Origin of the sequence: Herbaspirillum sp. GCM10030257, from assembly GCF_042666555.1 — a bacterium.
In the GTDB taxonomy this organism is placed as follows: Bacteria; Pseudomonadota; Gammaproteobacteria; order Burkholderiales; family Burkholderiaceae_D; genus Noviherbaspirillum.
The window spans coordinates 1-25,521 of the sequence record NZ_JBHTDH010000003.1 but is presented as its reverse complement, the minus strand read 5'-3'; the positions used below and the strand labels follow the sequence as shown (position 1 = coordinate 25,521).

Here is a 25,521-nt window from a genome sequence, read left to right as displayed (position 1 = left end):
AGCAAGTAGGCAGCGACGGCCTGACTCGCGAAGATGAATCGGTTCAGCGGCAGTTGTTCAAGATGAATCGACTGTCGCTTGGCTACTTCTACGATCTTCGCACCACCGGCCCGCTACACTTGGACGTCGGTGCCCTTGTCAGTCGCCATCTTGTTCCTACGGCCATGGAGCCGTCCTACGGAAACGATCCCACTACCTACATGATGTTCGTGCGCTTCCGTATGCGCTGAGCTTTTCGCCGGCCCTGTCAGAAGGAAGGGCGTCCGGCGGCATGTCGATAAGAAATATGAAATAATGCTGAATCCTTAAGTTGCAGCTCCAGGTTGCGTCTTATTCACAACTTGCAGTCATCACTTTTGTCCGAAGCTGCTTTCTTGACACCCATCTGGCCGTCACGCCCGCATTTCCCTAATACCTGACAAAATCACTCAACTTTGATATACTTGACTAAATTCTTCGGGAATCAAGATATTCGATTCCGGGAAGACAAGAACGTCGTACCACGGGGCTCCAAATCCTGTGCGAGACGGTCGAGGTTTTGTACTGGAGCTGAGGTATATGCGTCTGACAACTAAAGGCCGCTTTGCGGTCACTGCGATGATCGATCTGGCGTTGCGCGAGGGCAAGGGTCCCGTGACGCTGTCGGCCATCAGCCAGCGGCAGGAAATTTCCCTCTCTTATCTTGAGCAGTTGTTTGGAAAATTGCGCCGCCATGAAATCGTCGAGTCGGTACGTGGTCCGGGCGGTGGTTATACCTTGGCGCGCAAGGCGGAAGACGTCACCGTCGCCGACATCATTATCGCCGTGGATGAGCCAATTGATGCAACGCAGTGCGGAGGCAAGGAAAATTGCCATAGCCCCGGTCACGAGCATGGCAGTCGCTGCATGACACATGACCTGTGGGCGACACTGAACGCCAAGATGGTCGAATACCTGGATTCCGTCTCGCTGAAAGACCTGGTCGATCAGCAGCGACAAAAGAATGCCGAACACAACGTGGTGCTGATGCCCCGTCCACATGTAGCTGCTTGATTTGGAGTTGAATCGTATGAATGCCCCTTTGGAAAAAAGCCTGCTCGATACCATTAAGGCCCCCCATTTTCCGATTTACATGGATTATTCGGCGACAACGCCGATCGACCCGCGCGTTGCCGACAAGATGATTCCTTACTTGCGAGAGCAGTTTGGTAACCCGGCGTCACGCAGCCACATGTATGGCTGGACAGCCGAGAAGGCTGTCGAAGAAGCGCGTGCCCAGGTTGCCGCATTGGTAAATGCCGATCCACGCGAAATTGTCTGGACTTCTGGCGCGACGGAAGGGAACAACCTCGCACTCAAGGGCGCGGCGCATTTCTACAAGACCAAGGGCAAGCACATCATCACGGTAAAGACTGAGCACAAAGCAGTGCTGGATACCGTGCGCGAACTGGAGCGCCAAGGCTTTGAAGCCACCTATCTGCAGCCGCAGGACAACGGCCTGATTACGGTTGAACAGATACAGGAGGCCATCCGTCCTGACACCATTCTTGTATCGGTCATGCTGGTCAATAACGAAATTGGCGTGATCCAGCCGATCCCGGAGATCGGTGAACTGTGCCGTTCCAAGGGCATCATTTTTCATTGCGACGCTGCCCAGGCAACCGGCAAGGTCGCAATCGACCTGGAAAAGTGGAAGGTCGACTTGATGACCTTTACCGCGCACAAGACTTACGGTCCCAAGGGAATCGGTGCGCTGTATGTCCGCCGCAAGCCACGTGTACGTATTGAGGCCCAGATGCATGGCGGTGGTCACGAGCGTGGCCTGCGTTCCGGCACCTTGCCGACTCACCAGATTGTGGGCATGGGCGAAGCTTTTCGCATTGCCAAGGAAGAGATGGATTCCGAGATTACCCGCGTCAAAGCACTGCGCGACCGGCTCGCCAAAGGCCTGACCGAGATCGAAGAAGTCTACGTCAATGGCGATATGGAGCATCGCGTTCCGCATAACCTGAATGTCAGCTTCAACTATGTCGAAGGCGAATCGTTGATCATGGCAATCAAAGACATCGCAGTTTCTTCAGGTTCCGCTTGTACTTCGGCCAGTCTGGAACCATCTTATGTCTTGAGGGCTCTGGGCCGCAGCGATGAATTGGCGCATAGCTCGATTCGCTTCACCATTGGCCGGTTCACGACTGAAGAAGATATCGATTTTACGATCAACCTGATCAAAACCAAGGTCGCCAAGTTGCGGGAATTATCGCCGCTCTGGGATATGTACAAGGATGGTATCGACCTCAGCACGATCCAGTGGGCTGCACACTGACATTTACAAGATACAAGGAGCACTAACATGTCTTACTCTGAAAAAGTCCTCGACCACTACGAAAATCCGCGCAACGTCGGCGCCTTTGAAAAAGGCGATGAAACCGTTGGCACTGGTATGGTCGGTGCACCGGCTTGCGGCGACGTTATGAAGCTGCAGATCAAGGTCGGCGCAAACGGCGTGATCGAAGATGCAAAATTCAAAACTTATGGCTGCGGTTCTGCAATTGCATCGTCCTCGCTGGTCACTGAATGGGTCAAAGGCAAGACGCTGGATGAAGCCTTGACCATCAAGAATACCCAGATCGCGGAAGAACTTGCCCTGCCGCCGGTAAAGATTCACTGCTCCATTCTTGCGGAAGACGCGATCAAGGCGGCGGTGCAGGACTACAAGGCAAAACACGGCGCGGAAGCGAAGGAAGCTGCCTGATAGACATTCCGGCCTGGCCGGAAAGGAATGGAAAGAGACTGAATCGTTATGGCAATCACATTGACCGAAAAAGCTGCCAAGCATATCAACCGTTATATTGAACGGCGCGGCAAGGGCATTGGTTTGCGCTTCGGCGTGCGCACCACCGGATGCTCCGGCCTTGCGTACAAGCTGGAGTATGTTGACGAGAGCGCACCGGAAGACAACGTGTTCGAATCACATGGCGTGAAAGTCTTCGTGGATCCGAAGAGCCTGCCGTACATCGATGGCACTGAACTCGATTTCGCCCGCGAAGGCCTGAACGAGGGATTCAAGTTCCATAATCCGAACGTCAAGGACGAGTGCGGTTGCGGTGAAAGCTTCCGTATTTGAGATCAATTGAGCCCTCTGCGGTATAGGAGGGAGATGCACTGCAAGCCTGTTGATGTCCGGACAGGCTTTTCTTTTGGATGCCCATGCAAAACCACTTCGAGCTGTTTCATTTGCCGCAAAAGTTCGCCATCGATATGGCGGCATTGGACGCGGCTTATCATGAAGTGCAGAACCAGGTGCATCCGGACAAGTTTACCAATGCCGGCGACACGGAAAAGCGTGTTGCCATGCAATGGGCTACACGTGCCAACGAGGCTTATCAAACCCTTAAGAATCCCTTCAAGCGCGCCGCCTACCTGTGCGAACTGAATGGTGTCGATCTGCAGATCGAATCGAATACCGCGATGCCGCGCGAGTTCCTGATGCAGCAAATGGAATGGCGTGAGGCGCTGGACGATTCCAAGGAAGGCAAGGATATTTCAGGCCTCGAGCAACTCGACAACGACTTGCGCATGGCGCGCAAGGAAAAGCTCGCTGAAATCGGCACGCTACTTGACGCAAATGATTACACCACTGCCGCACAAGGCGTGCGGCAACTGATGTTCCTTGAGAAATTCGGCGAAGAAGTGCAGGCCGTATTTGAAAAACTCGAAGGCTGATAACTCTCGCACGCTTCCAGCAGCCGTCAATACAGATAACCTCCTATGGCTCTCCTCCAGATCTCAGAACCGGGCATGTCGACCGCACCGCACCAGCACAGGCTGGCGGTCGGCATCGACCTCGGGACGACTAACTCCATCGTGGCTACTGTACGCAACAGTATTCCTGAAGTGCTGACTGACGAGGAGGGGCACTCGCTGTTACCCTCCATCGTTCGCTATCTGCCCAATGGCCATGCAAATATCGGGTACACGGCCCAAGCGGCACAGACCACCGATCCAAAAAATACGATCGTGTCGGTCAAGCGCTTCATGGGACGTGGGTTGAAGGATATTGCCTATGTCGAAAATCAGCCTTACGATTTTGTGGACGCACCCGGGATGGTCCAGCTCAAGACTGTCGCAGGCATTAAAAGCCCAGTTGAGGTTTCCGCAGAAATTTTGGCGACGCTGCGTCAGCGCGCGGAGGACGCATTGGGTGATGAACTGGTCGGCGCCGTAATTACCGTCCCCGCATACTTCGACGATGCGCAACGCCAGGCAACCAAGGATGCCGCCAAACTCGCAGGACTGAATGTGCTGCGCCTGCTGAACGAACCAACTGCCGCTGCTATTGCCTATGGTCTCGACAACGGGTCTGAAGGCATCTACGCTGTCTACGACCTCGGCGGCGGCACCTTCGATATTTCCATTCTGAAGCTGACCAAGGGCGTGTTCGAAGTCTTGGCTACGGGCGGCGACTCAGCCTTGGGCGGTGATGACTTCGACCATCGCATCCTGTGCTGGATCATCGAACAGGAAAAGCTGGCGCCCCTGTCCGACAAGGACACCCGCATCCTGATGGTAAAGGCAAGGGAAGCCAAGGAAGTTCTGTCGACGCACGCAGAAACACACATCGATGCGGTGCTCAATTCCGGCGAAGAAGTCCACCTTACACTTAGCGCAGCGACGTTTTCCCAGATTACACAACATCTAGTCAATAAGACCATTACGCCGAGCCGGAAGGCACTGCGCGATGCCGGGTTGACGGTGGACGATGTCGATGGCGTCGTTCTGGTTGGTGGTGCGACCCGTATGCCACACGTACGCAAGGCAGTGGGCGACTTTTTCCAGACTACGCCACTCGCCAATATTGATCCCGACAAAGTTGTGGCACTTGGTGCCGCTATCCAGGCCAACCTGCTTGCCGGCAATCGTGCGCCGGGTGATGACTGGTTACTGCTCGATGTTATCCCGCTGTCGCTCGGGATTGAGACCATGGGCGGACTGGTGGAAAAAGTTATTCCACGCAATTCGACGATTCCCTGCGCCCGTGCCCAGGAATTCACGACGTTCAAGGATGGACAAACGGCGATGGCGATCCATGTGGTGCAAGGCGAACGCGAGTTGGTCAGCGATTGCCGTTCACTGGCGCGCTTTGAATTGCGCGGCATTCCGCCGATGGCCGCAGGTGCTGCACGTATCCGCGTGACCTATCAGGTCGATGCGGATGGCTTGCTATCGGTATCGGCACGCGAACAACGCTCCGGCGTGGAGGCATCGATTGCGGTCAAACCATCGTATGGATTAGGCGACGATGATATTGCCAAGATGCTGCAAGAGTCCTACAGTTCTGCGGACATCGATATGAAAATGCGTGCCTTGCGCGAAGAGCAGGTGGAGGCTGAGCGTATTTTGCTCGCCACGCAGTCTGCACTGGATGCCGACGCCAACCTGTTATCCGAAGAAGAGCGTGCACAGATCGTCTCGCTGATGGACGCGGTGCGCCAGACAGCAAGCAGCGATGATCATGATGCAATCAAGGCCTCCGTTGAAGCGCTTGCCCATGGCACTGAAGAGTTCGCGGCGAGGCGTATGGATCGCAGCGTACGCGTTGCACTATCCGGCAAGAAGCTGGACCAGATTGTCTGAGGATTGTCTGAGAAACAGGCATGTAGCAGGCAAAGCAGTCATCACATATTACATCACGAGGTAAACGAAGTGCCCCAAATCGTTGTTCTTCCCCACGCAACCCTTTGCCCTGAAGGCGCTGTTATCGAAGCGCCGGAAGGCAAATCCATCTGTGACGCCTTGCTCGAAAATGATATCGAGATCGAGCATGCATGTGAAAAATCCTGTGCCTGTACCACCTGCCATGTGGTGGTCCGTGAAGGTTTTGCGTCTCTAAACGAGTTGGAAGAAAAGGAAGAAGACTTGCTGGATCGCGCCTGGGGCCTGGAAGCGACATCACGCCTTTCATGCCAGGCTGTTTTGGCGGATCAGGATGTTGTAGTCGAGATTCCAAAATACACGATCAATCACGCCAGTGAAAATCATTAAGCGGAGGCTGCCATGAAATGGACCGATACGATCCGCATTGCAGAGGAACTACACGACAAATATCCGGATGTTGATCCGCTGACGGTGCGCTTTACCGACCTGCATAAATGGGTCTGCGAACTTGAGGACTTCGACGACGATCCAAATCGTTCAGGTGAGAAGATTCTTGAGGCCATCCAAATGGCCTGGATTGAAGAAGTGCAATAAGCAGGAGAGCAGGGCGTCAAGATTCCTCGGTTTCATTGCGCACTCCCGGAACAGACTTGATGCGCTCGCCTGTCGCAAGACCTGTTTACGTTACAGGCTTGGGCCGCCAGACAGTCAAAGCACCTTCAACGGTAATGACACACTTAGGGCTGTTCCCTTATCGGGCTGGCTATCGATCGTCAACTCACCGCCAAGAGCATTAATGCGCTCTTCGATGCCGACCAAGCCGAAGGAATTCGCTTTCCTGCGGCAGTCCGGATAAATACCGATACCGTTGTCGGCGATTTTCATAAAAAGTTTATCCGCATTTCGGTCAAGAGTTATCTGCACATACGATGCTTTTGCATGGCGAATCACGTTATTCAATGACTCCTGGAGAATACGGAAGAGGGCGGTCGCACGGTCATCCTCCAGCACAAAATCGTCCATGACATGGAGGTCGCACGCAATACCGCTGCGGCGCTGAAAATCTTTGACTTGCCATTCGATTGCTGCCGTCAGGCCGAGATCGAGCACCGTCGGCCTCAGGTTATTGATTGCCGCGCGTACGGCTTTCATGGTTGCATCGATATGGCTGAGAGCAATACCTACGCGCTCATTCAATTTTGGGTGAGCGTGGCCTGTTCGCGTATGCAGCATTGAGACATCGATTCTCAATGCCAGCAAGTTTTGCCCAAGATCGTCATGAATTTCGCGCGCAATGCGCTTTCGTTCGTCCTCGCGAACGCGCTCCTGATATGACACCAGATGCCGAAGCATTTGGCGAGAATGTCGCAACCGCTCCTCGACTTTCTTGCGTTCGGAAATATCGGTGCAACTTCCAATATACCCAAGAAAACGTCCAGAGCGCGCGGTACGCGGCGCACCTTGGGCCAGCATATGGTGGTAATGTCCGCTACGGTTACGCAGGCGATACTCCATGGTAAAAGGCTTGCGCTCTGTTACAGCGGCGGCTTGTATCGCAAGACAGTGCTGAATATCTTCTTCATGTACGCCCTTGGTCCAGCCATTACCAAGTTCTTCTTTCAAGGTACGTCCGGTAAATTCCAGCCACATCTTGTTGAACCAGACATATTGCTGGTCCCCATCCATGATCCAGATAAGGACAGGGGCGGAATCGGCCATCAGGCGAAAGCGTTCCTCGCTTTGCACTAAAGATAGTTCGGCTTGTTTACGTTCGCTTATGTCGCACAGAACCATGCGGCAAAACTGTGCCCCATGGTCAGCATTGGCTTCCATATGTGCATAGAACGCCCGCTTGTCTGCATCAAGAAAGGTCAGTTCACAAGTTGCCTTCGCATCGGAATGAAACACGTGATCGAGGAAGCTTTTGAAGTCCCCGTGCTGGTCCAGCGCGACGAAATCCGCGAGGCTGCGACCGGTCAGTGTGGCGCGTGATATCCCAAGCAAACCTGCACCGGTGAGATTGACGTCGCGTATGAGCCCTCGTCGGTCGACGCAAAAATACCCTACCGGAGCAAAGTCATAAAGGTCTGCGTACCGCGCAGTTCTCCTCTCTGGATCGGAGTCCGTAGCCGCATGCATGCTGGCCAGGCCGTACTGGGCGGGAAGGTGATGTACTTTGGAAAATCCCGTCAGCGCAGTACCGGCGTCGGAGGACTGTTGTTCACCGGCGCGCCGGCGAGGCGGTTGATGTCGATGCGGTGGTTTATCGTTGCCGTGTTCCACAAGTGATTTTCCCCGTGATACAGGGAATAATGTAGTGTAAAAAAAACAAGTATGGATCTCCCGAGCGACGATGGCAAGCCCTATGTGCGAACATAAGCTTGAGTTCGAAAATCACGTTGGATTGCCTGGATAAAGGACGATTACTCGTGTGCAAAATGGATCGCACATCGCACATCGCACATCGGGCAAAAGCAAGAAAGGCAGCACATGCTGCCTTTCTTATCTAAAATCAAAAGTTGTTTCCTGGTAGTCGGCGCCCCGCCAACTGACTAGGCGGATTTATGCGCGCGCTGTCAGCTGGCCATCCACTACCCGTACACGGTCCCCGGTATTCCAGCCAGGCTGCTGCGCAAACGGAAAGCTACGCACCTGTCCATCTTCCATACGAACACGAACTTGGTAGGTGGTTGTTGAACGTGTCCGCTTTTCCACTTCATTGCCGGCATAGCCGCCGCCGACTGCACCTGCAACCGTTGCGATTTTACGGCCGGTGCCACCGCCTACCTGGTTTCCAAGCACGCCGCCCAATACGGCCCCAGCCACCATGCCCACACCACTTGCCTGAGCCGGTTGCTGGATTGCCTGTACCGATTCGACACGGCCACAGCTGCTGCAAATTGCGGGAGCCGAAGCTTGGGCCATGGCAGGCTGCTGGCTATAACCGGTACGCGGTTCGGAATGTGTTTGGGTAGTGCGTGGTGCCGCAGCACGTTTTTGCACGGGCGCAGGTTTGGCAGGCGAAGGTTCCGGCTCGGCGGCGTCCGCCACCTTGGAATCTACCAGTGCCGCAGGTGATGATGCCGCTGAGGCTGCGCCGACGGATTTGGCGACCGGATTTTCAGTCGATATGGCTGAGGATGGAGCAGTGCCGTGTGAGGTGGGAATCAGGCCGGTAATTGCCGCGACCCCTGTCAGGCTGACAAGCATGACCGAAACGGCTGCGCCGGCGACCAAGGGATGAATGCGATTCGATGTCTTTTTGTTTTCCATAATGACCTCCTGTGATGGACTACGCCGATACAACAACATGAAATGATTATGGAAGGTAACAAGGCTGGAAAAAAGACCTTTAATGTGTAAGCTGTAAGGCTTTGTAACCCTGTTTGCAGGATGTCAAAGCCGTCTGCAGAAGCGAATCAGCTAACAAAGAAAAATATAAAACAAAATATAAAAACAGGGCCATTGCGGCCCTGTTTTAAGCATGACATCTCTGGGCCCGTTGCCGGGTCATCGAATATTTAGTCTTCGCGCCGGAGGTGAGGGAAGAGAATGACGTCACGGATGTTGGGAGAATCGGTGATCAGCATCATCAGGCGGTCAATGCCGATACCGCAACCGCCGGTCGGGGGCATGCCGTACTCGAGCGCGCGGATATAGTCGGCGTCATAAAACATCGCTTCTTCATCGCCGGCATCTTTAGCTGCGACCTGCGCCTGGAAGCGGGCTGCCTGGTCTTCCGGGTCATTGAGCTCGGAAAAGCCGTTGGCAATTTCGCGGCCGGTGATGAACAGCTCGAATCGCTCGGTAATGCCAGCAACAGTGTCCGAAGCACGTGCCAGCGGCGATACCTCGACCGGATAGTCGATGATGTAGGTGGGTTCCCACAACTGCGATTCCGCAGTTTCTTCAAACAGCGCGAGTTGCAATGCACCGAGGCCAGCCGTCGCGAACGGCGTGACGCCGAATTTCTTCAGTTCCGCTTTCAGGAAGGCAGCATCGTGCAACTGCTCATTGGTGTATTGCGGTGCGAACTTGTTGATTGCACCGACGATCGTCATACGATGAAAAGGCTTGCTGAGGTCCAGTTCGCGACCCTGGTAGCTTAGTTGCGCAGTGCCATGGGCATCGATCGCCGCCTGCCGGATGACGGCCTCGGTAAAGTCCATCAGCCATTTGTAATCGACATAGGCCGCATAGAATTCCATCATCGTGAATTCCGGATTGTGGCGTGGCGACACACCTTCGTTACGGAAATTACGATTTACCTCAAAGACACGTTCGAAGCCGCCGACCACCAGGCGCTTGAGGTAAAGCTCGGGCGCAATGCGGAGAAACATTTGCATGTCGAGCGCATTGTGATGCGTGATAAAAGGCTTGGCCGCTGCGCCGCCGGGAATGGGGTGCAGCATGGGCGTTTCGACTTCCATGAAATCGTGTTCCGCCATGAAGCGGCGGATCGAAGACATGGCTGCGGTACGTGCCTTGAAGGTGCGACGCGTGTCTTCGCTCGTGATGAGGTCGACGTAGCGCTGACGGTATTTGGTTTCCTGATCGGAAAGGCCATGGAACTTGTCGGGCAGCGGACGCAGCGACTTGGTGAGCAGGCGCAGGCCGGTCACCTTGACCGAAAGTTCGCCGGTCTTGGTCTTGAACAGAAGGCCTTCTGCACCGAGAATGTCACCCAGGTCCCAATGCTTGAACATGGCGTGGAGTTCTTCGCCGGCATTGTCGTTGGTGATGTAGAGCTGGATACGGCCTTCGGCGTTGCGGCCGGAGCCATCCTGAATGGTGGCAAACGATGCCTTGCCCATTACGCGCTTGAGCATCATGCGGCCGGCTACCGAGACCTTGATCGGGGTGGCTTCCAGCTGTTCGTTGGTCAGTTCGCCATAGCGGGCATGCAAGTCGGCGGCTTTGTGTTCCGGGCGAAAATCATTAGGGAAGGCGACGCCCTGTTCGCGTAGCGCCGTCAACTTTGCACGGCGTTCCGCGATAATGGAATTTTCGTCTTGTGCGGGCGCGGCGTTTTCTGTTTGGTTAGTCATGTGAATAATGCGTGATATGGAAATTGCGTCGGAGAGGCAGTCTGCGATTCTTGCCAGTCGCCTGTCGCTAATGATTTGCAGGTCGTTGTGCAAACCATCGCGGCGATCGGTTGCAGATGTAAAACGCTCAACGCCTGCAACCGGCTTCGCGAAGGTTTACACACCCTGTTTCAGCGATGCGGCGATGAAGTCGTCGAGATCGCCGTCGAGGACAGCCTTGGTATTACCGACTTCGTAATTTGTTCGCAGGTCCTTGATGCGGGACTGATCCAGCACATAGGAACGGATCTGGTGGCCCCAGCCGATATCCGTCTTGGAGTCTTCCATTTTCTGCTGTTCGCTCATGCGCTTGCGCAACTCCATTTCATAGAGACGCGATTTCAGCATGGCCCAAGCTTCCGCTCGGTTACGGTGCTGGCTGCGGTCGTTCTGGCACTGGACAACGATACCGGAAGGAGCGTGCGTCAGACGCACCGCCGAGTCGGTTTTGTTGATGTGCTGACCGCCGGCGCCGGACGCACGGAAGGTATCCACACGCACGTCGGCCGGATTAATGTCGATCTCGATAGACTCGTCAACTTCCGGATAGACAAACACGCTGGAAAACGACGTGTGACGGCCATTGGCCGAGTCGAAAGGCGATTTCCGGACCAGACGGTGTACACCGCTTTCAGTACGCAGGAAGCCGTAGGCGTATTCGCCTTCAACCTTGATGGTCGCTGTCTTGATGCCGGCGACTTCACCTTCGGATTCTTCGAGGATCTCGGTCTTGAAACCCTTGCGTTCGCAATAGCGCAGGTACTGGCGGAGCAGCATCGACGCCCAGTCCTGGGCCTCGGTACCGCCGGCGCCGGCCTGGATATCGATGAAGCAGTTGTTGGGGTCCATCGGGTTCGAGAACATCCGGCGGAATTCCATGCCTTCGACCAGTTTCCTGAGTTCGTCGGCATCGGTCTCGATCGCGATCAGCGTGTCTTCATCCTGTTCTTCACGCGCCATGTCGAACAGGTCTCGCGTGTCGGCGAGGTCGGCATCGATCTTGTTGAGCGTCAGGACAATCGCTTCCAGCGATTTCTTTTCCTTGCCGAGATCCTGCGCCCGCTTGGGGTCGTTCCAGACCGCAGGGTCTTCCAGTTCGGCGTTGACTTGTTCGAGTTTCTCTGACTTTACATCGACGTCAAAGATACCTCCGAAGTTCGGCTGCGCGGGTAGTCAGGTCTGCGAGCAGCGAGGAGAGGGAATTGAGGCGTTCGGCTTCCATGGCAGTTTCTTGTGCGATCAAACCTGTCATTATACCTGACAGGAGGGCCGCTCAAGCGAGCGGAAGCCGGCCTTTTCGGAGTGTCGTGCATTGCATGGAATGCAATTTTTGCGGCCCGCAAAGGAGCTGACCAACTGTCGATTTGTCGCTGCTCAGACGGGCTGCGCATGTTCCACAAGCAATTGCACTCGTACCGCGCCGTTGTATTCGTTTGCGTCCAGCCGATAGGCCACCATCGCGCGTTCCGGCAAGTCATCGATGTGGCCGAACCAGATCGCATCGAAGCGGCGCCCGCCTTTTTCCAGGGTGAGCTTCAGGTGTTTTTCTTTCAGGATACGTTGATTAAGCACCCTGAATTCATCGCAGAATACCGGAGGGGAGAAACCCTGGCCCCAGACCTGGCCATCGATGAGCTCGATGAACTGTGGTGTGAAGTAGGCCTCTTCCAGTGGCCCATCGGTTTCGATGATGCGCTCCAGCTGGCTTTCAGTCAGCCATTCCTGCCCGACCGCTTCAAATGCCTCGGCAAAGGCGTCGAAAGCCTCTGCCCGGATGGTCAGTCCGGCGGCCATCGCATGTCCGCCGAATTTCTGGATGACGGAAGGCGCATGCTTGGACACCAGGTCCAGCGCATCGCGCAAATGGAATCCTGCGATAGAACGGCCCGATCCTTTGATCAGACCTTCGCCGCCGGGCGCAAACGTGATGGTCGGCCGATAAAATTTGTCTTTCAGGCGCGAGGCGACAATCCCGATCACACCCTGATGCCAGGAGTCGTCAAACACGCTGATGGTATTGCGGGTACGCGGCTCAAAGGAATCCAGTAGCGTAAGCGCCGTGTCCTGCATTCCGGCTTCGATATCGCGCCGTTCCCGGTTGATGGTATCGAGCTGTTGGGCAATCGCCCATGCCCGGCCTTCGTCGTCCGTCGTAAGGCACTCGATACCCAGCGACATGTCGGCCAGCCGGCCGGCAGCATTTAATCGCGGACCCAACGCAAAGCCGAGGTCGAACGGCGTGGCACGCCGTGCTTCGCGGCCTGCCGCGCGGAAAAGGGCTGCAATACCCGGTTGCATTCGTCCTGCACGCATGCGCTTCAAGCCCTGGGCGACCAGAATGCGGTTGTTGCCGTCGAGCTTAACTACGTCGGCGACGGTGCCGAGTGCCACCAGATCGAGCAAGGCATCAAGCTTCGGCTGGTTTTGCGCATCGAAGCGGCCACGCTTGCGCAGTTCGGCACGCAAGGCAAGCAATACATAGAACATCACGCCGACTCCCGCCAGGTTCTTGCTCGGGAAGCCGCAGGACGGCTGGTTGGGATTGACGATAACGCGCGCGTCGGGAAGCCTGTCGCCCGGAAGGTGGTGGTCGGTCACCACCACATCAATGCCACGTCGTTTTGCTTCTTCCACACCGTCGATACTGGCGATGCCGTTATCGACGGTGACAATGACATCCGGCGACTTTTCGCGGACCGTGAGCTCGACGATTTCCGGCGTCAGGCCGTAACCGTACTCGAATCGGTTCGGCACGATGTAATCGACCCGGGCACCCAGTGCCCGCAAGCCTCGCAGGGCGACCGCGCAGGCCGTCGCGCCGTCGCAGTCGTAGTCGGCAACGATCACCAGTTTTTTCCCGGCATCGATGGCATCGGCAAGATACGAGGCCGCGGCATCCACGTGCAGCAAGCCGGAGGGGTTGATCAGCGCCGTCAGTTCGCTCGACAGCTCACGCGCATCGGTGAGTCCGCGCGCTGCGTACAATCGCGCCAGCACGGGATGCACACCTTGCTGACGGAGCATCTCGGCGGTGCGAAAAGGGTAGCTGCGCGGGGCGATACGGGTCATGGACATAGTGTTGCGAGTGAGGGCTTGACCCAAAATTTCCGCAGGGAGGATCGGGTAGTGGTAAAACGGGAAAGACCTGTGTCATTGGTGATGATCAGTGTCATTGACGTGATTGTTCCTGATTTCAGCGCGTCGAGCAATGGCGCGCACCAGTCATTTTCGATGCGGCGCAGTCCGTCGATCCAGTTGGCCCAGTCGCTCGACAGCGCCGGTTCCTGGAGATCGTCGAGCACAACGAGGGCTTGGCGCGATTGGGATGACAGGACTGAGGATGCGGCGGTTGCCGTATTTACAGTGACATCTCCAGCCGCGAGTGCCTGCAACCAGCCCTCGAAGTTGAATACAGCGTCATAGGGGCGGGCGTCATACTTGATGCCGATGTGTTCGGCTCCCCATAACCAAATTGAGTTGACCGGTTTTAAACGGCGTTCTTCGCGCGCGTTGTTGATCGCATGATCAAACCAATGCATCTGCACTTCGTTTTGCACTTTTCGCCAGTCACGCTCCCCAGGGCCTTTTGGCATCCAGATATCGATATTGTGGCCGGTAGCGGCTTCCGGAGATGCGGTTTGCAGCGCGTCCCAGGCATCCGCACGAAGAAACCAGTAACGAGCATTGCCATAACGCAAGTCGTGCCCGCATTCATTAAATAAAGGTTTTGCGATTTCGAACAGAACACGCGCGTCCGGTTCCGTTAGCATAAGCTGGCGCGGGTCGGTAAGAACAAGGTGGTCGCGCGCGATATGGATATGTACCGGTTCGACGACGAACCATAGACCGTTGTCGGCTACGTTGTCGGCGGTTACGCCCAGATGCCGCATCATGCTGCCCGCAACTGGCAGGCTGCCGGAAACGCGTAACCGGCTGTCACGGCCGAAACGTCGCCCCAGCCATGATTCATGGGGCAGCGTGCGCGAAAAATCATCGTGGCGTTCATGCCGGGAGGCTGCTTCGGTTTTTGCGCGCGCGGTCAGCGTGGCAAGTGCGGGAGCATTCAGCTCCCGGAACAGGTCGGAGGCAAGTTCCGGTGGAGGTAAACCAAAAGGAATCAGGATATCAAGATGAGTCATCGTGTGATTGTAGGGCAAATGTATGGCAAACTTCCGCTTCGCCGGATGTTGCCAATCCTTCCATATGCGATGGAAAGGCGCCATGGCCGCCGGTCGGGTGCCTCGGCAACTTCTACTATGGAGTTTTCTTTTGAGTATTGTTAAAAATTTGCCGTTCGAATGGCTGGTCGGCCTGCGTTATACGCGTGCCGGTCGTCGCAGCGGCCGCAATAGCTTTATTTCATTCATTTCCTTGATTTCAATGGCGGGTATCGCCCTTGGCGTCGCCGCACTCATTGTCGTGCTGTCCGTAATGAACGGATTTCAGAAAGAAGTGCGCGACCGCATGCTCTCAGTCCTGTCGCATATCGAAGTGTATGACGCCACGGGTAGCATGCCGGACTGGCAGGCTACCGCCAAGGAGGCAACCCAGGTCAAGGAAGTCAAGGGCGCGGCTCCTTATGTTGCCGCCCAGGCCATGATGACACGCGATAGCACGGTGCGCGGAGTCATTATCCGGGGCGTGTTGCCAGAAGAAGAGCCCAAGGTATCCGATGTCGCCTCGCAGGTACGCGAAGGCAGTTTCAACGACCTGAAGTCCGGCGAGTTCAATATCGTCCTGGGGCGGGAGCTGGCCGGCGGCCTGCATGTGGGTGTCGGCGACAAGGTCACGATGATCGCACCACAGGGGCAGATTACGCCGGCTGGCGTCCTGCCTCGCCTCAAGCAGTTCACGGTCGCCGGCATCTTTGAGGCCGGGCATCACGAATACGATTCCAGTCTTGCCTTTATCCATATTGACGATGCGATGCGCATGTTCAAGCTGGAAGCCCCTTCCGGGTTGCGCCTGCGGGTAGAAGACATGCAACTTGCCCCGGAAGTCGCGTTGACGTTGTCGCGTATCCTGACCGGTAACCTGTTTATTCTCGACTGGTCAAAGCAGAACCGCACCTGGTTCGCGGCCGTCCAGACTGAGAAGCGGATGATGTTCATCATCCTGACGCTGATCATAGCGGTGGCTGCATTCAACCTGGTGTCGACGCTGGTCATGACAGTCACCGACAAGCAGGCTGACATCGCCATCCTGCGCACGCTCGGCGCATCGCCGACTTCTATCCTAAAAATCTTCATGATTCAGGGTGCGATGGTCGGCCTTCTAGGCACGGCGATCGGGGTCGGCCTTGGCGTGCTGGTCGCCCTCAACATCGATGTGATCGTGCCGTTCATTGAACACTTGCTGGGGGTGCAGTTCCTGTCCAAGGAAATCTATCTCATCACCGCGCTGCCGTCCGAACTCCGTTGGCCGGATGTATGGACCATTGGCGGTGTCGCGATAGTGCTGGCTTTCCTTGCAACGTTGTATCCCAGCTGGCGTGCAGCCAATGTGCGTCCTGCGGAAGCATTGCGCTACGAATAACGATGACCATGAGTGCAATTAACATATTTAATAAGCCCTGCCGCTGCCTGAAGGCGGTCAACAATTCGCCGGAATGACGATGGATCAAACAGTATTGTCTTGTCGCGGTCTCGCGAAAACGTTCACGCAGGGAAAATATTCAGTGAGTGTTCTTACCGGGATTGACTTCAGCGTCTCGCGCGGAGAGCGGGTCGCCATTGTGGGCGCATCCGGTTCGGGTAAGTCCACCTTGCTTCACTTGCTCGGCGGGCTTGATGTGCCGTCGGCGGGGAGTGTCACACTGCTCGGGCAGGACTTCGCCAGTCTGGGTGAAAAGGCGCGCGGCGACTTGCGAAATAATTCGCTCGGATTCGTGTATCAGTTTCACCATCTGCTTCCCGAGTTTTCTGCGCTGGACAATGTCGGAATGCCGCTGATGATTCGTCGCAAGAGCCGTGAAGATGCGCAGGCAGAGGCGCGCAAAGTGTTGGCACGGGTCGGTCTTGAAAAACGCGTAACGCATGTGCCGGGCGAGTTGTCCGGCGGTGAACGTCAGCGCGTCGCACTGGCGCGCGCCCTGGTAACCCAACCGGCCTGCGTGCTTGCCGATGAACCGACTGGCAACCTCGACCGCGTTACTGCCCATAAGACCTTTGACTTGATGCTGGAACTGTCCCGCACTTTGGGAACGGCCTTTGTGATCGTGACCCACGATATCGAACTGGCGCGCCATTGCGATCGCGTCCTGCGTCTGTCCGAAGACGGATTGCATCCCTATGTGGATTGATACCCACTGCCATCTCGACGCGAGCGAATTCGCCGGAGAACATGCTGACGTTGCCGCCCGCGCCGGACAGCAGGGTGTATCGATGATCGTTATTCCCTCAGTCGCAAAAGACAACTTCGCTGCGGTAAGCCAGCTTGCCCGGGGATCGGTAAATTGTAGCTATGCACTCGGTATTCATCCGATCTTTGTGCCGAACGCGGACGAGAGCGACCTTGTGTTTTTGCGCAAGGAAGTTGGCGATGCAATGCGTGACCCCAGCTTTGTCGCCATCGGCGAGATCGGTCTCGACTTCTTTGTTCCTGGCCTGGGCGATGGTGCGCTTCGTGAGAAACAGGAACATTTTTACAGCGAGCAGCTAAAGATCGCACGCGATTTTGACCTGCCAGTATTGCTCCATGTGCGGCGTTCGCAAGACGTCATCCTGAAATATTTGCGCCGCATTGCGGTGCGCGGCGGCATTGCTCATGCCTTTAACGGCAGCTTCCAGCAGGCGGATGAATTCATCCGACGCGGTTTCCGTCTTGGGTTTGGCGGCGCCATGACCTTTACGAGAGCACTGCAGATTCGCAGGCTCGCAACGGAATTGCCGGAGGAAGCAATCGTCCTCGAGACAGATGCTCCGGATATCTCCCCGGCATGGGTTCATCCCGGCCGCAATAGCCCTGAACATCTGCCGCAGATCGGAAAGGTGCTCTCCGAACTGCGTGACACTTCAGAAGCGCATATCGCGCAGCTAACGTCTGCCAATGCGCGGGACGTGCTGCCACGGTTGATACATCCGGCCTGAACAGCATGCGATGTGCGATTCTCGGCCTGGTGGCCGGCGCTGCGTTATTGCAAAATCAGGCAAGCTTGTGGCCGAAGCCGATTCTCTTGCTGCTGCTATTGCTTTCGCTGATCTCATTTGTTTTTACTTGCAAGCTTGATCATGTCGCGGTCCGCGTTGCATGCTGCTTGCTTGGCGGTGCAATAGCGGGTTTTGCCTGGGCGGGGTTGTATGCCCACTATCATCTGTCTCACGACCTGCCGAAAGAATGGGAAGGTCGCGACGTCACCCTTGTCGGTACGATCGATAGCCTTCCTTCCAGTATGGAACAGGGCGTGCGTTTCAACTTCGCTGTTGAAAGGGTGGTGGAACCACCAGATGCTGCTGAGGCGATTCCGCCCCGGCTTGCTTTGTCATGGTACACGGCATTCCGGGCAGAAGAACTGCAGGCAGTCGGCAAGGTGCTTCCAGGAGAGCGATGGCAGTTGACAGTGCGTCTGCGTCGGCCACACGGGAATGCCAATCCCTACGGTTTTGATTATGAGGTATGGTTGCTGGAGCAGAATTTGCGCGCAACCGGATATGTTCGGCCAGATGCCAATACGCGGCACAAGAATCAAAGACTCGACACCTTCGTTGTATCTCCCCGAAGTATTGTTGAGCGTTCTCGCGGCTGGCTGCGTGAGCGTATCCTGGATGCGTTGCCGGACAAGGACTATGCAGGTGTCATCGTTGCGCTGGTCATAGGCGATCAGCGTGCCGTGAACCAATCCGACTGGCAGGTTTTCAATCGAAGCGGGGTAGGGCATCTCATTTCGATTTCAGGTTTGCACATCACGATGATTGCAGGGTTGTTTTCTGCATTGGTCTTTTCACTGTGGCGGCGCTCTTTCTTTACGGCGCTTGATCTGCCCTTGCTGTTGCCCGCCCAAAAGGCAGCGGCGCTGGCGGGCGTCTGTATTGCGCTGACTTATGTATCGCTTGCCGGGTTTGGCATTCCCGCCCAGCGTACGCTATATATGCTGTCAGTAGTCGCGCTGGCGCTATGGGTCGGCAGGATTTCCGCCGTATCTCATGTCCTTTGTGCTGCTCTGGGACTCGTCGTTTTGCTGGATCCCTGGGCGGTTCTCTGGCCCGGTTTCTGGCTGTCGTTCGGGGCGGTGGCGATCCTGCTGTATGCGACAGTGGGGCGGGCCCAAAGCTATTCGATGGTGCAGCATACCCGCACGGAAAAAACGTTTTCATCACTAAAAGCCGCCAGTCATACCCAGTATGTCGTTACTATCGGCCTGGTGCCGCTGACCATGCTGTTGTTCGGGCAGGTTTCATTGATCAGTCCGGTTGCCAATGCCATTGCCATTCCATTGGTGAGTTTTGTCGTCACACCGCTGTCACTGGCAGGCAGCGTACTGCCTTCCCCGTGGTCGGCTTGGATGCTTGGTTGCGCTCACTGGATCATCGAGTCACTTGCCGGTGTCCTGGCATGGATGAGTGCATTTCCGTCCGCTGTCTGGACGACGCCTTTGTCGTCATGGCCCGCATTCATGGCAGCGCTGATTGGGACACTCTGGATGCTTGCGCCGCGCGGTTGGCCGGTCCGATGGCTCGGTGTGGCGGGGCTGGTACCGCTGCTTATCGCACGGCCAACCCATCCGAATGATGGGCAGGCCTGGGTGACGGCATTCGACGTGGGACAGGGAATGGCGCTGCTGATCGAAACTCCGCGCAAGCGTCTTCTTTACGATACCGGCCCCGCGTTTTCTTCCGAATCTGACGGTGGCAACCGAGTTATTCTTCCTTATCTCAAAGCTCGCGGTATCGACACTCTTGATGCCATGATCGTGTCCCACAGTGACAATGACCACTCGGGTGGAGCATTGTCAATTCTGCGCGAGATCAACGTGAAGAAACTCATGTCGTCCTTGCCGGCCAACCACTCGATCGTAACGCAAAGCAGTCAGCATGAGCACTGCCTGGCGGGGCAACAGTGGGAATGGGACGGCATGCATTTCGAGATGCTTCATCCATCTGTAGAAAACTATGACAATGCGAAACTGAAACCCAATGGCCGAAGTTGTACGCTCAGGATAGCGATCGGTTCGCAGTCCATGCTTTTGGCTGGAGATATAGAGGCACCTCAGGAAACAGATCTGCTTCGACGTCGCGGCGAAGAATTACGCTCGACAGTCTTGCTCGCTCCGCATCACGGGAGCGGCACCTCCTCCACAAAAGCGTTTTTGAACGCGGTGCAGCCACGACTTGCGCTATTTCAGGTCGGTTATCGCAATCGCTATCACCATCCCAAGACGGAAGTCTTCGAGCGATATGCACATCTTGGAATTGAACGCGTGCGCAGTGATGATGCAGGCGCTGTGAGTATAGTTTTCGATGGCAATCGTAATGGCGATGCGGTGACGTGGAAGGAATATCGCAAGGAGCATGCACGTTACTGGTACGGACATTGAGCAAGTGCCGGCGTTAAAGCGGCTATCCGGAGAGGATATGGGTTCTCGAACCTCTCAGGAATAATCCCATTACAATTCCGTAAAACGGATTTACTGCCGCAACATTACCTTATTCCCAGACCAATCGATGAACCGTCCTGTCCTGCATTTTGCCCACGCCAATAGTTATCCAGCAGGGACTTATCGCGTCTTCTTCGAACATATGAAGAAGCATTACCAAGTACATGCGCTCGATATGCATGCCCATAACCCTGCCTATCCGGTAACGAATGGATGGGCTGCGTTGACACGTGAATTGCTGGATGACTTGCAGGCGCGCCATCGTGAGCCAGTGATACTTGCAGGTCACTCCATGGGAGGCATGCTAAGCCTATTGGCTGCAAAGGCGCGCCCCGACCTGGTGCGTTGCGTGGTCCTGCTGGATTCGCCAGTTGTTGCCGGTTGGCGTGCCGCCCTTTTACGTATGGCAAAGCATGCCGGTGCGGACAAAAATTTTTCACCTGCAAAGTTTTCCGAAAAGCGCCGCAATCACTGGCCCAGCGTGGAGGCAGCTTATGAGCACTATGCGGCAAAGCCGATGTTTGCGATCTGGCCAGAAGAGGTTCTGCGCGATTACCTCAAGCATGGCCTCAAGCCGGCAACTGACGGGCAGGGCGTCACACTACGCTTCACCAGGGAAACGGAAACTGCGGTGTATCGAAGTCTGCCGCACCATATCGGATCGCTGGTCAGGCGTGACTTTGCGGTTCCGGTTGGTTTCATCGGAGGCGTCGACTCGGTGGAATGCCGCCAGGCAGGACTTGCTGCGACGCGCAAACTGGTTGGCAAGCATTTCATGCAAGTACCGGGTGGACATTTATTTCCGATGGAGTCGCCGGCGGTCGCCGCCACAGCGACCCATGACATGATCACGTCTTTACTTTCCAGTCGAGCAGCCCATGCACAAAAATAAAAGTCGCCCTGTGCCACGCAGCCTCGTTATCGGCAGTCTGCTTGCTTTCAGTACGCATATTGCTTACGCCAATCCGTTATCTGACTTTTTCGACAATTTTAGACTGGCTCGCGACAATGGCAAAACCTCACATAGGTTAGGGATCGATAATGACACGCTGCTCCTTAATCGAAATGACGGTTTCTATACAAGCGGCATAAGCTACACACAGGCACATACCCTGCAACAGGGCAGCCAGGCCGACGTATACGGTTGGCACATCGGGCAAGAGCTATACACCGCATCGGATATCAAATTACCGCCTGCGCTGGTTACTCCGTCGGATCATCCTTATGCGGGCTGGCTGTTCGGCGGCGCCTTCAAGGAGATGCACAGAGAAGATGGCACGCATTATCGCGTCGGCGTGGATATTGGTTGCCTGGGTCCCTGCGCAGGTGGACGCTGGACTCAGACCAATTTTCATCGCGTGATCGACCAACCGCTTCCGCAAGGCTGGTCGCGGCAAGTAAAAAACGAGATTGGCGTGGTGCTGCATGGCGAAATTGCGCCGGCAACCTGGCGCGCCGGCGACTCCTTCGATCTCACCCCATCATTACGAGGACGTTTCGGCAATATTTTCACCGACCTGGGCGCTGGTTTCATGGCGCGGGCAGGGAGACTCAATGTCCTGCCCAACCAGCCTGCGCTTTATGGGTTCCTGCGAGCCAATGTCACCGTCGTCGGCTATAACGCGACGCTGCAGGGCGGCTATTTTTCAGACAATAATCCGCATACCGTCGATCCGAAGCGTGTGGTTGGTGAAGCGGAAATCGGACTCACATGGACGGGTGGACCATACGGGGCGCGAATCGGTCTGGTCCGGCGAGGCAATGAAATCAGGAACTTACCTGATTCTGCTGGCTCACAAAACTATGTGCGCATGCAGTTTTCGTACACGCCCTGAATGACAGGGCGGCAAGGTATGCTGGATAAAAACCCAGGACGGAAATACAAAAACCGGCAAAGACGCGAATCGAAAAACCTGTTTGAGGTATAATTTGAATTTCCCGCACGTGCCGTTCGGCACATCTCCAGCAATGACCAAGTTTGTATTCGTTACTGGCGGCGTTGTTTCATCCCTCGGTAAAGGGATTGCAGCCGCTTCTCTCGCTGCGATCCTTGAATCGCGCGGCCTCAAAGTCACTCTTATCAAACTCGACCCGTACATCAACGTGGATCCGGGTACGATGAGCCCATTCCAGCATGGCGAAGTGTTTGTCACCGATGATGGTGCCGAAACCGACCTTGACCTGGGACACTATGAGCGCTTCATCACCGCGAAGATGAAGAAGCTCAACAACTTCACGACCGGCCAAATTTATGAATCCGTAATCCGCAAGGAGCGACGTGGCGAGTACCTCGGCAAGACCGTGCAGGTGATTCCCCACATCACGAACGAGATTCAGGATTACATCCATCGCGGCGCCGAAGGTTTTGACGTGGCGCTGGTTGAAATCGGCGGTACCGTTGGCGACATCGAATCCCTGCCGTTCCTGGAAGCCGCTCGCCAGCTCAGTCTGCGCGCTGGCCGCAATGCGGCTGCCTTTGTGCACCTGACACTGGTTCCGTATATTGCTTCGGCTGGCGAACTGAAAACCAAGCCGACCCAGCACAGCGTTCAGAAACTGCGCGAAATCGGTATTTCGCCCGATGCCTTGCTGTGTCGTGCGGACCGCCGTATTCCGGATGACGAACGCGCCAAGATTTCGCTCTTTTCCAATGTTCAGGAAGAGGCGGTAATTTCTGTCTGGGATGCCGATACCATTTACAAGATCCCGCAAATGCTGCACGACCAGGGTCTGGATCGCATCGTCTGCGAAAAGCTGGGGCTCGACCCGAAGCCGGCGGACCTTTCTGTCTGGAACAAGCTGGTATTCGCACTCGAGCATCCCAAGGCTGAAGTGACCATTGGTATGGTCGGCAAGTATGTCGATCTGACCGAGTCGTACAAGTCGCTCACCGAGGCGTTGCGTCATGCCGGCATCCATACCGAGAGCCGTGTAAACATCGAATACATCGACTCGGAAGAGATCGAAGAGCGAGGCATTTCAGCACTCGAAAAGTATGATGCCATCCTGGTGCCCGGAGGCTTCGGCAAGCGCGGCGTGGAAGGCAAGATTGCCGCGGCAAAGTATGCACGCGAGAACAAGGTGCCTTATTTGGGTATCTGCCTCGGTATGCAGGTTGCGCTGATTGAATTTGCCCGCAACAAAGCTGGCCTCGAGCAAGCCAACTCAACCGAATTCGATCCTGAAGCACCGCACCCGGTCGTAGCGCTCATCACGGAGTGGCAGAACCATGACGGCAAGGTCGAGAAGCGCGATGCCAACTCCGACCTGGGCGGCACCATGCGACTCGGTGCGCAGACCTGTGCGGTCAAGCCCGGCACCATCGCCGCTGAGATCTATGGCAATGAAGTGACCGAACGCCATCGACATCGTTATGAGGCAAATAATCATTACCTTGGACGCGTCGAAGAAGCCGGTCTCGTTGTTTCGGCTCGGACTCCGACCGAGAATCTGTGCGAGATCATGGAATTGCCGCGCACTGGCGACAATGCGCATCCCTGGTATGTCGGCGTACAGTATCACCCCGAGTTCAAGTCGACACCGCGTGATGGTCACCCCTTGTTTATCTCTTTCATCAAGGCGGCGCTGGCACATAAGCAGGCAACGTCTTCACAAAGGAAAGCAGCATGAAACTGTGCGGATTTGAAGCCGGCCTCGACAAGCCGTTCTTCCTGATCGCTGGCCCTTGCGTGATTGAATCGGAACAAATGGCGTTCGATACGGCGGGGCGGCTCAAGGAGCTGACGGCTGAACTGGGCATCCCCTTCATCTACAAGTCCTCCTTCGACAAGGCCAACCGTTCGTCGGGCACGTCTTTCCGTGGACTGGGTATGGAAAAAGGTCTTGAAATCCTTGCTGCCGTGAAGAAGCAGATTGGTGTTCCAGTCCTGACCGATATCCACGAAATCGACGAAGTGAAGCCTGTTGCCGCGGTTGTCGACGTGCTGCAGACGCCGGCTTTCCTGTGCCGCCAGACGGATTTCATCCGCGCCTGCGCACAATCCGGAAAGCCGGTCAATATCAAAAAAGGCCAGTTCCTCGCGCCCGGCGATATGAAAAACGTCATCGACAAGGCGCGTGCCGCGGCACAGGAAGTCGGGTTGGAACAGGATAATTTCATGGCCTGTGAACGTGGCGTTTCTTTTGGCTACAACAACCTCGTGTCCGACATGCGCTCACTGGCGATCATGCGCGAAACAGGCTGTCCCGTCGTCTTCGATGCCACGCATTCGGTTCAGTTGCCAGGTGGGCAAGGCACATCATCCGGCGGCCAGCGCGAGTTCGTCCCGGTACTGGCACGCGCCGCCGTAGCAACCGGTATTGCCGGCCTGTTCATGGAAACCCATCCGAACCCGGCGGAAGCAAAGTCTGACGGTCCGAATGCAGTGCCGCTAGGCCGCATGAAGGATCTGCTTTCAACACTGGTTGAGCTTGATCGCGTCGTCAAGAAAGCCGGGTTTATTGAGACCGATTTTTCCTGATCGGCTCGTGAACCGTTTTTGATTCGTTCGCGCGTGATTTGTGATCTGTCTCAGACCGGTTCTTGACCAGTTTTTGCGTTTTGCCGGGACGTTGCGCGCCCATCCATGAATAATGCTGCATTGACTGCAGTGACAAGGTGCGCAGCGTCGCCTACAGAATTTTCTTTGAATTGGGAGAAGTGAATGAGTGCCATCGTTGACATCATCGGCCGCGAAGTAATCGATTCGCGCGGCAATCCTACCGTCGAATGCGACGTCCTGCTGGAATCGGGCGTCATGGGCCGTGCCGCCGTGCCATCGGGCGCGTCCACCGGCTCGCGCGAAGCCATCGAATTGCGTGACGGCGACAAGAGCCGCTATCTCGGCAAGGGCGTGCTCAAGGCATGCGAAAACATCAATACCGAGATCTCCGAAGCCATCATGGGCCTCGATGCCAATGAGCAGGCCTTCCTCGACCGCACTCTGATCGACCTCGACGGCACCGACAACAAGGCCCGCCTCGGCGCCAATGCCACCCTCGCTGTCTCCATGGCGGTGGCCAAGGCCGCTGCCGAAGAGTCCGGCCTGCCGCTGTATCGCTATTTCGGCGGTTCGGCTGCGATGCAAATGCCGGTGCCGATGATGAATGTGATCAATGGCGGCGCCCATGCCGACAACAACCTGGACTTGCAGGAGTTCATGATCATTCCGGTGGGCGCACCGAGCTTTCGTGAAGCGATCCGCTATG

Annotated in this window: 22 protein-coding genes and 1 pseudogene; 17 read left to right on the top strand and 6 right to left on the bottom strand. The window is 55.9% G+C overall.

Going from position 1 to position 25,521, the window contains the following annotated elements:
• Positions 1 to 558: 558 nt before the first annotated feature.
• The 8 genes from iscR to iscX all read left to right on the top strand — a co-directional run bounded on the left by iscR (position 559) and on the right by iscX (position 6,228).
• Positions 559 to 1,032, top strand: coding sequence for a Fe-S cluster assembly transcriptional regulator IscR (iscR, locus tag ACFQUU_RS04835; protein ID WP_057292628.1), 474 nt, complete (start codon positions 559 to 561; stop codon positions 1,030 to 1,032).
• 16 nt (positions 1,033 to 1,048) lie between these two features.
• Positions 1,049 to 2,302 (top strand): IscS subfamily cysteine desulfurase, encoded by a 1,254-nt coding sequence (locus ACFQUU_RS04830; RefSeq protein ID WP_382243466.1) that lies wholly within the window; start codon positions 1,049 to 1,051, stop codon positions 2,300 to 2,302.
• Positions 2,303 to 2,329: 27 nt separating this feature from the next.
• Complete coding sequence (iscU, locus tag ACFQUU_RS04825; protein ID WP_382243463.1) at positions 2,330 to 2,731, top strand: Fe-S cluster assembly scaffold IscU; 402 nt, start codon at positions 2,330 to 2,332, stop codon at positions 2,729 to 2,731.
• Positions 2,732 to 2,779: 48 nt separating this feature from the next.
• Positions 2,780 to 3,103 (top strand): iron-sulfur cluster assembly protein IscA, encoded by a 324-nt coding sequence (gene iscA, locus ACFQUU_RS04820; RefSeq protein WP_382243460.1) that lies wholly within the window; start codon positions 2,780 to 2,782, stop codon positions 3,101 to 3,103.
• An 83-nt stretch (positions 3,104 to 3,186) separates the two neighbouring features.
• On the top strand, positions 3,187 to 3,702 hold the full coding sequence (gene hscB, locus ACFQUU_RS04815) for a Fe-S protein assembly co-chaperone HscB (protein ID WP_382243457.1): 516 nt from the start codon (positions 3,187 to 3,189) through the stop codon (positions 3,700 to 3,702).
• Positions 3,703 to 3,747: 45 nt separating this feature from the next.
• Entirely contained in the window at positions 3,748 to 5,613 is a 1,866-nt protein-coding gene (gene hscA, locus ACFQUU_RS04810; RefSeq protein ID WP_382243454.1) for a Fe-S protein assembly chaperone HscA, read from the top strand.
• A 69-nt stretch (positions 5,614 to 5,682) separates the two neighbouring features.
• On the top strand, positions 5,683 to 6,021 hold the full coding sequence (gene fdx, locus ACFQUU_RS04805) for an ISC system 2Fe-2S type ferredoxin (RefSeq protein ID WP_382244562.1): 339 nt from the start codon (positions 5,683 to 5,685) through the stop codon (positions 6,019 to 6,021).
• 12 nt (positions 6,022 to 6,033) lie between these two features.
• Positions 6,034 to 6,228 (top strand): Fe-S cluster assembly protein IscX, encoded by a 195-nt coding sequence (gene iscX / locus ACFQUU_RS04800; protein WP_382243451.1) that lies wholly within the window; start codon positions 6,034 to 6,036, stop codon positions 6,226 to 6,228.
• A 114-nt stretch (positions 6,229 to 6,342) separates the two neighbouring features.
• Here iscX and ACFQUU_RS04795 read toward each other — a convergent pair whose 3' ends face one another.
• The 6 genes from ACFQUU_RS04795 to ACFQUU_RS04770 all read right to left on the bottom strand — a co-directional run bounded on the left by ACFQUU_RS04795 (position 6,343) and on the right by ACFQUU_RS04770 (position 14,860).
• The gene (locus tag ACFQUU_RS04795) at positions 6,343 to 7,917 is read right to left on the bottom strand and encodes a PAS domain S-box protein (RefSeq protein ID WP_382243448.1); all 1,575 of its coding nucleotides are present in this window, start codon (positions 7,915 to 7,917) and stop codon (positions 6,343 to 6,345) included.
• A gap of 279 nt (positions 7,918 to 8,196) precedes the next feature.
• A complete protein-coding gene (locus ACFQUU_RS04790) occupies positions 8,197 to 8,907 on the bottom strand; it encodes a glycine zipper 2TM domain-containing protein (protein WP_382243445.1) in 711 nt (236 codons plus the stop codon).
• Positions 8,908 to 9,155: 248 nt separating this feature from the next.
• Complete coding sequence (gene lysS / locus ACFQUU_RS04785) at positions 9,156 to 10,682, bottom strand: lysine--tRNA ligase (protein WP_382243443.1); 1,527 nt, start codon at positions 10,680 to 10,682, stop codon at positions 9,156 to 9,158.
• Between the two features lie 156 nt (positions 10,683 to 10,838).
• A protein-coding gene (gene prfB, locus ACFQUU_RS04780) for a peptide chain release factor 2 (protein WP_382243440.1) occupies positions 10,839 to 11,943 on the bottom strand; the annotation gives its coding sequence in 2 pieces (ribosomal slippage) (positions 10,839 to 11,861 and positions 11,863 to 11,943; 1,104 coding nt in all).
• Between the two features lie 152 nt (positions 11,944 to 12,095).
• A complete protein-coding gene (recJ, locus tag ACFQUU_RS04775) occupies positions 12,096 to 13,790 on the bottom strand; it encodes a single-stranded-DNA-specific exonuclease RecJ (RefSeq protein WP_382243437.1) in 1,695 nt (564 codons plus the stop codon).
• The gene (locus ACFQUU_RS04770) at positions 13,787 to 14,860 is read right to left on the bottom strand and encodes a hypothetical protein (RefSeq protein ID WP_382243435.1); all 1,074 of its coding nucleotides are present in this window, start codon (positions 14,858 to 14,860) and stop codon (positions 13,787 to 13,789) included. Before ACFQUU_RS04770 ends, recJ begins: the two co-directional genes overlap by 4 nt.
• Positions 14,861 to 14,990: 130 nt before the next feature.
• On the opposite strand from ACFQUU_RS04770, the gene ACFQUU_RS04765 reads away from it, so the two are divergent.
• From ACFQUU_RS04765 to eno, 9 genes and pseudogenes are all read left to right on the top strand, one after another.
• A complete protein-coding gene (locus tag ACFQUU_RS04765) occupies positions 14,991 to 16,256 on the top strand; it encodes a lipoprotein-releasing ABC transporter permease subunit (protein WP_382243432.1) in 1,266 nt (421 codons plus the stop codon).
• A gap of 79 nt (positions 16,257 to 16,335) precedes the next feature.
• Positions 16,336 to 17,022: a lipoprotein-releasing ABC transporter ATP-binding protein LolD gene (gene lolD / locus ACFQUU_RS04760; RefSeq protein ID WP_382243429.1), complete on the top strand. Its 687-nt coding sequence runs from the start codon at positions 16,336 to 16,338 to the stop codon at positions 17,020 to 17,022.
• On the top strand, positions 17,012 to 17,809 hold the full coding sequence (locus ACFQUU_RS04755) for a TatD family hydrolase (RefSeq protein WP_382243426.1): 798 nt from the start codon (positions 17,012 to 17,014) through the stop codon (positions 17,807 to 17,809). The genes lolD and ACFQUU_RS04755 overlap by 11 nt, the downstream gene beginning before the upstream one ends.
• A gap of 5 nt (positions 17,810 to 17,814) precedes the next feature.
• A complete protein-coding gene (locus ACFQUU_RS04750) occupies positions 17,815 to 20,253 on the top strand; it encodes a DNA internalization-related competence protein ComEC/Rec2 (RefSeq protein ID WP_382243423.1) in 2,439 nt (812 codons plus the stop codon).
• 127 nt (positions 20,254 to 20,380) lie between these two features.
• On the top strand, positions 20,381 to 21,205 hold the full coding sequence (locus ACFQUU_RS04745) for an alpha/beta fold hydrolase (protein WP_382243420.1): 825 nt from the start codon (positions 20,381 to 20,383) through the stop codon (positions 21,203 to 21,205).
• Complete coding sequence (locus tag ACFQUU_RS04740; protein ID WP_382243417.1) at positions 21,192 to 22,148, top strand: lipid A deacylase LpxR family protein; 957 nt, start codon at positions 21,192 to 21,194, stop codon at positions 22,146 to 22,148. The genes ACFQUU_RS04745 and ACFQUU_RS04740 overlap by 14 nt, the downstream gene beginning before the upstream one ends.
• 133 nt (positions 22,149 to 22,281) lie before the next feature.
• Positions 22,282 to 23,943 carry a CTP synthase gene (locus tag ACFQUU_RS04735; protein ID WP_382244559.1) on the top strand — a complete coding sequence of 554 codons (1,662 nt, stop codon included), beginning with the start codon at positions 22,282 to 22,284 and terminating at the stop codon, positions 23,941 to 23,943.
• The gene (kdsA, locus tag ACFQUU_RS04730; RefSeq protein WP_382243415.1) at positions 23,940 to 24,794 is read left to right on the top strand and encodes a 3-deoxy-8-phosphooctulonate synthase; all 855 of its coding nucleotides are present in this window, start codon (positions 23,940 to 23,942) and stop codon (positions 24,792 to 24,794) included. The genes ACFQUU_RS04735 and kdsA overlap by 4 nt, the downstream gene beginning before the upstream one ends.
• A gap of 183 nt (positions 24,795 to 24,977) precedes the next feature.
• Positions 24,978 to 25,521, top strand: a pseudogene (gene eno, locus ACFQUU_RS04725) (phosphopyruvate hydratase); the annotation flags it as partial.

Excerpts from the sequence above, each read along its gene's own strand:
- ACFQUU_RS04740 (WP_382243417.1), top strand. The coding sequence starts at position 21,192 with ATGCACAAAAATAAAAGTCGCCCTGTGCCACGCAGCCTCGTTATCGGC.
- iscA (WP_382243460.1), top strand. The coding sequence starts at position 2,780 with ATGGCAATCACATTGACCGAAAAAGCTGCCAAGCATATCAACCGTTAT.
- hscB (WP_382243457.1), top strand. The coding sequence starts at position 3,187 with ATGCAAAACCACTTCGAGCTGTTTCATTTGCCGCAAAAGTTCGCCATC.
- ACFQUU_RS04770 (WP_382243435.1), bottom strand. The coding sequence starts at position 14,860 with ATGACTCATCTTGATATCCTGATTCCTTTTGGTTTACCTCCACCGGAA.
- ACFQUU_RS04755 (WP_382243426.1), top strand. The coding sequence starts at position 17,012 with ATGTGGATTGATACCCACTGCCATCTCGACGCGAGCGAATTCGCCGGA.
- iscU (WP_382243463.1), top strand. The coding sequence starts at position 2,330 with ATGTCTTACTCTGAAAAAGTCCTCGACCACTACGAAAATCCGCGCAAC.
- ACFQUU_RS04790 (WP_382243445.1), bottom strand. The coding sequence starts at position 8,907 with ATGGAAAACAAAAAGACATCGAATCGCATTCATCCCTTGGTCGCCGGC.
- lysS (WP_382243443.1), bottom strand. The coding sequence starts at position 10,682 with ATGACTAACCAAACAGAAAACGCCGCGCCCGCACAAGACGAAAATTCC.
- hscA (WP_382243454.1), top strand. The coding sequence starts at position 3,748 with ATGGCTCTCCTCCAGATCTCAGAACCGGGCATGTCGACCGCACCGCAC.
- ACFQUU_RS04830 (WP_382243466.1), top strand. The coding sequence starts at position 1,049 with ATGAATGCCCCTTTGGAAAAAAGCCTGCTCGATACCATTAAGGCCCCC.
- iscR (WP_057292628.1), top strand. The coding sequence starts at position 559 with ATGCGTCTGACAACTAAAGGCCGCTTTGCGGTCACTGCGATGATCGAT.
- ACFQUU_RS04735 (WP_382244559.1), top strand. The coding sequence starts at position 22,282 with ATGACCAAGTTTGTATTCGTTACTGGCGGCGTTGTTTCATCCCTCGGT.
- lolD (WP_382243429.1), top strand. The coding sequence starts at position 16,336 with ATGGATCAAACAGTATTGTCTTGTCGCGGTCTCGCGAAAACGTTCACG.
- ACFQUU_RS04745 (WP_382243420.1), top strand. The coding sequence starts at position 20,381 with ATGAACCGTCCTGTCCTGCATTTTGCCCACGCCAATAGTTATCCAGCA.
- kdsA (WP_382243415.1), top strand. The coding sequence starts at position 23,940 with ATGAAACTGTGCGGATTTGAAGCCGGCCTCGACAAGCCGTTCTTCCTG.
- recJ (WP_382243437.1), bottom strand. The coding sequence starts at position 13,790 with ATGACCCGTATCGCCCCGCGCAGCTACCCTTTTCGCACCGCCGAGATG.
- ACFQUU_RS04750 (WP_382243423.1), top strand. The coding sequence starts at position 17,815 with ATGCGATGTGCGATTCTCGGCCTGGTGGCCGGCGCTGCGTTATTGCAA.
- iscX (WP_382243451.1), top strand. The coding sequence starts at position 6,034 with ATGAAATGGACCGATACGATCCGCATTGCAGAGGAACTACACGACAAA.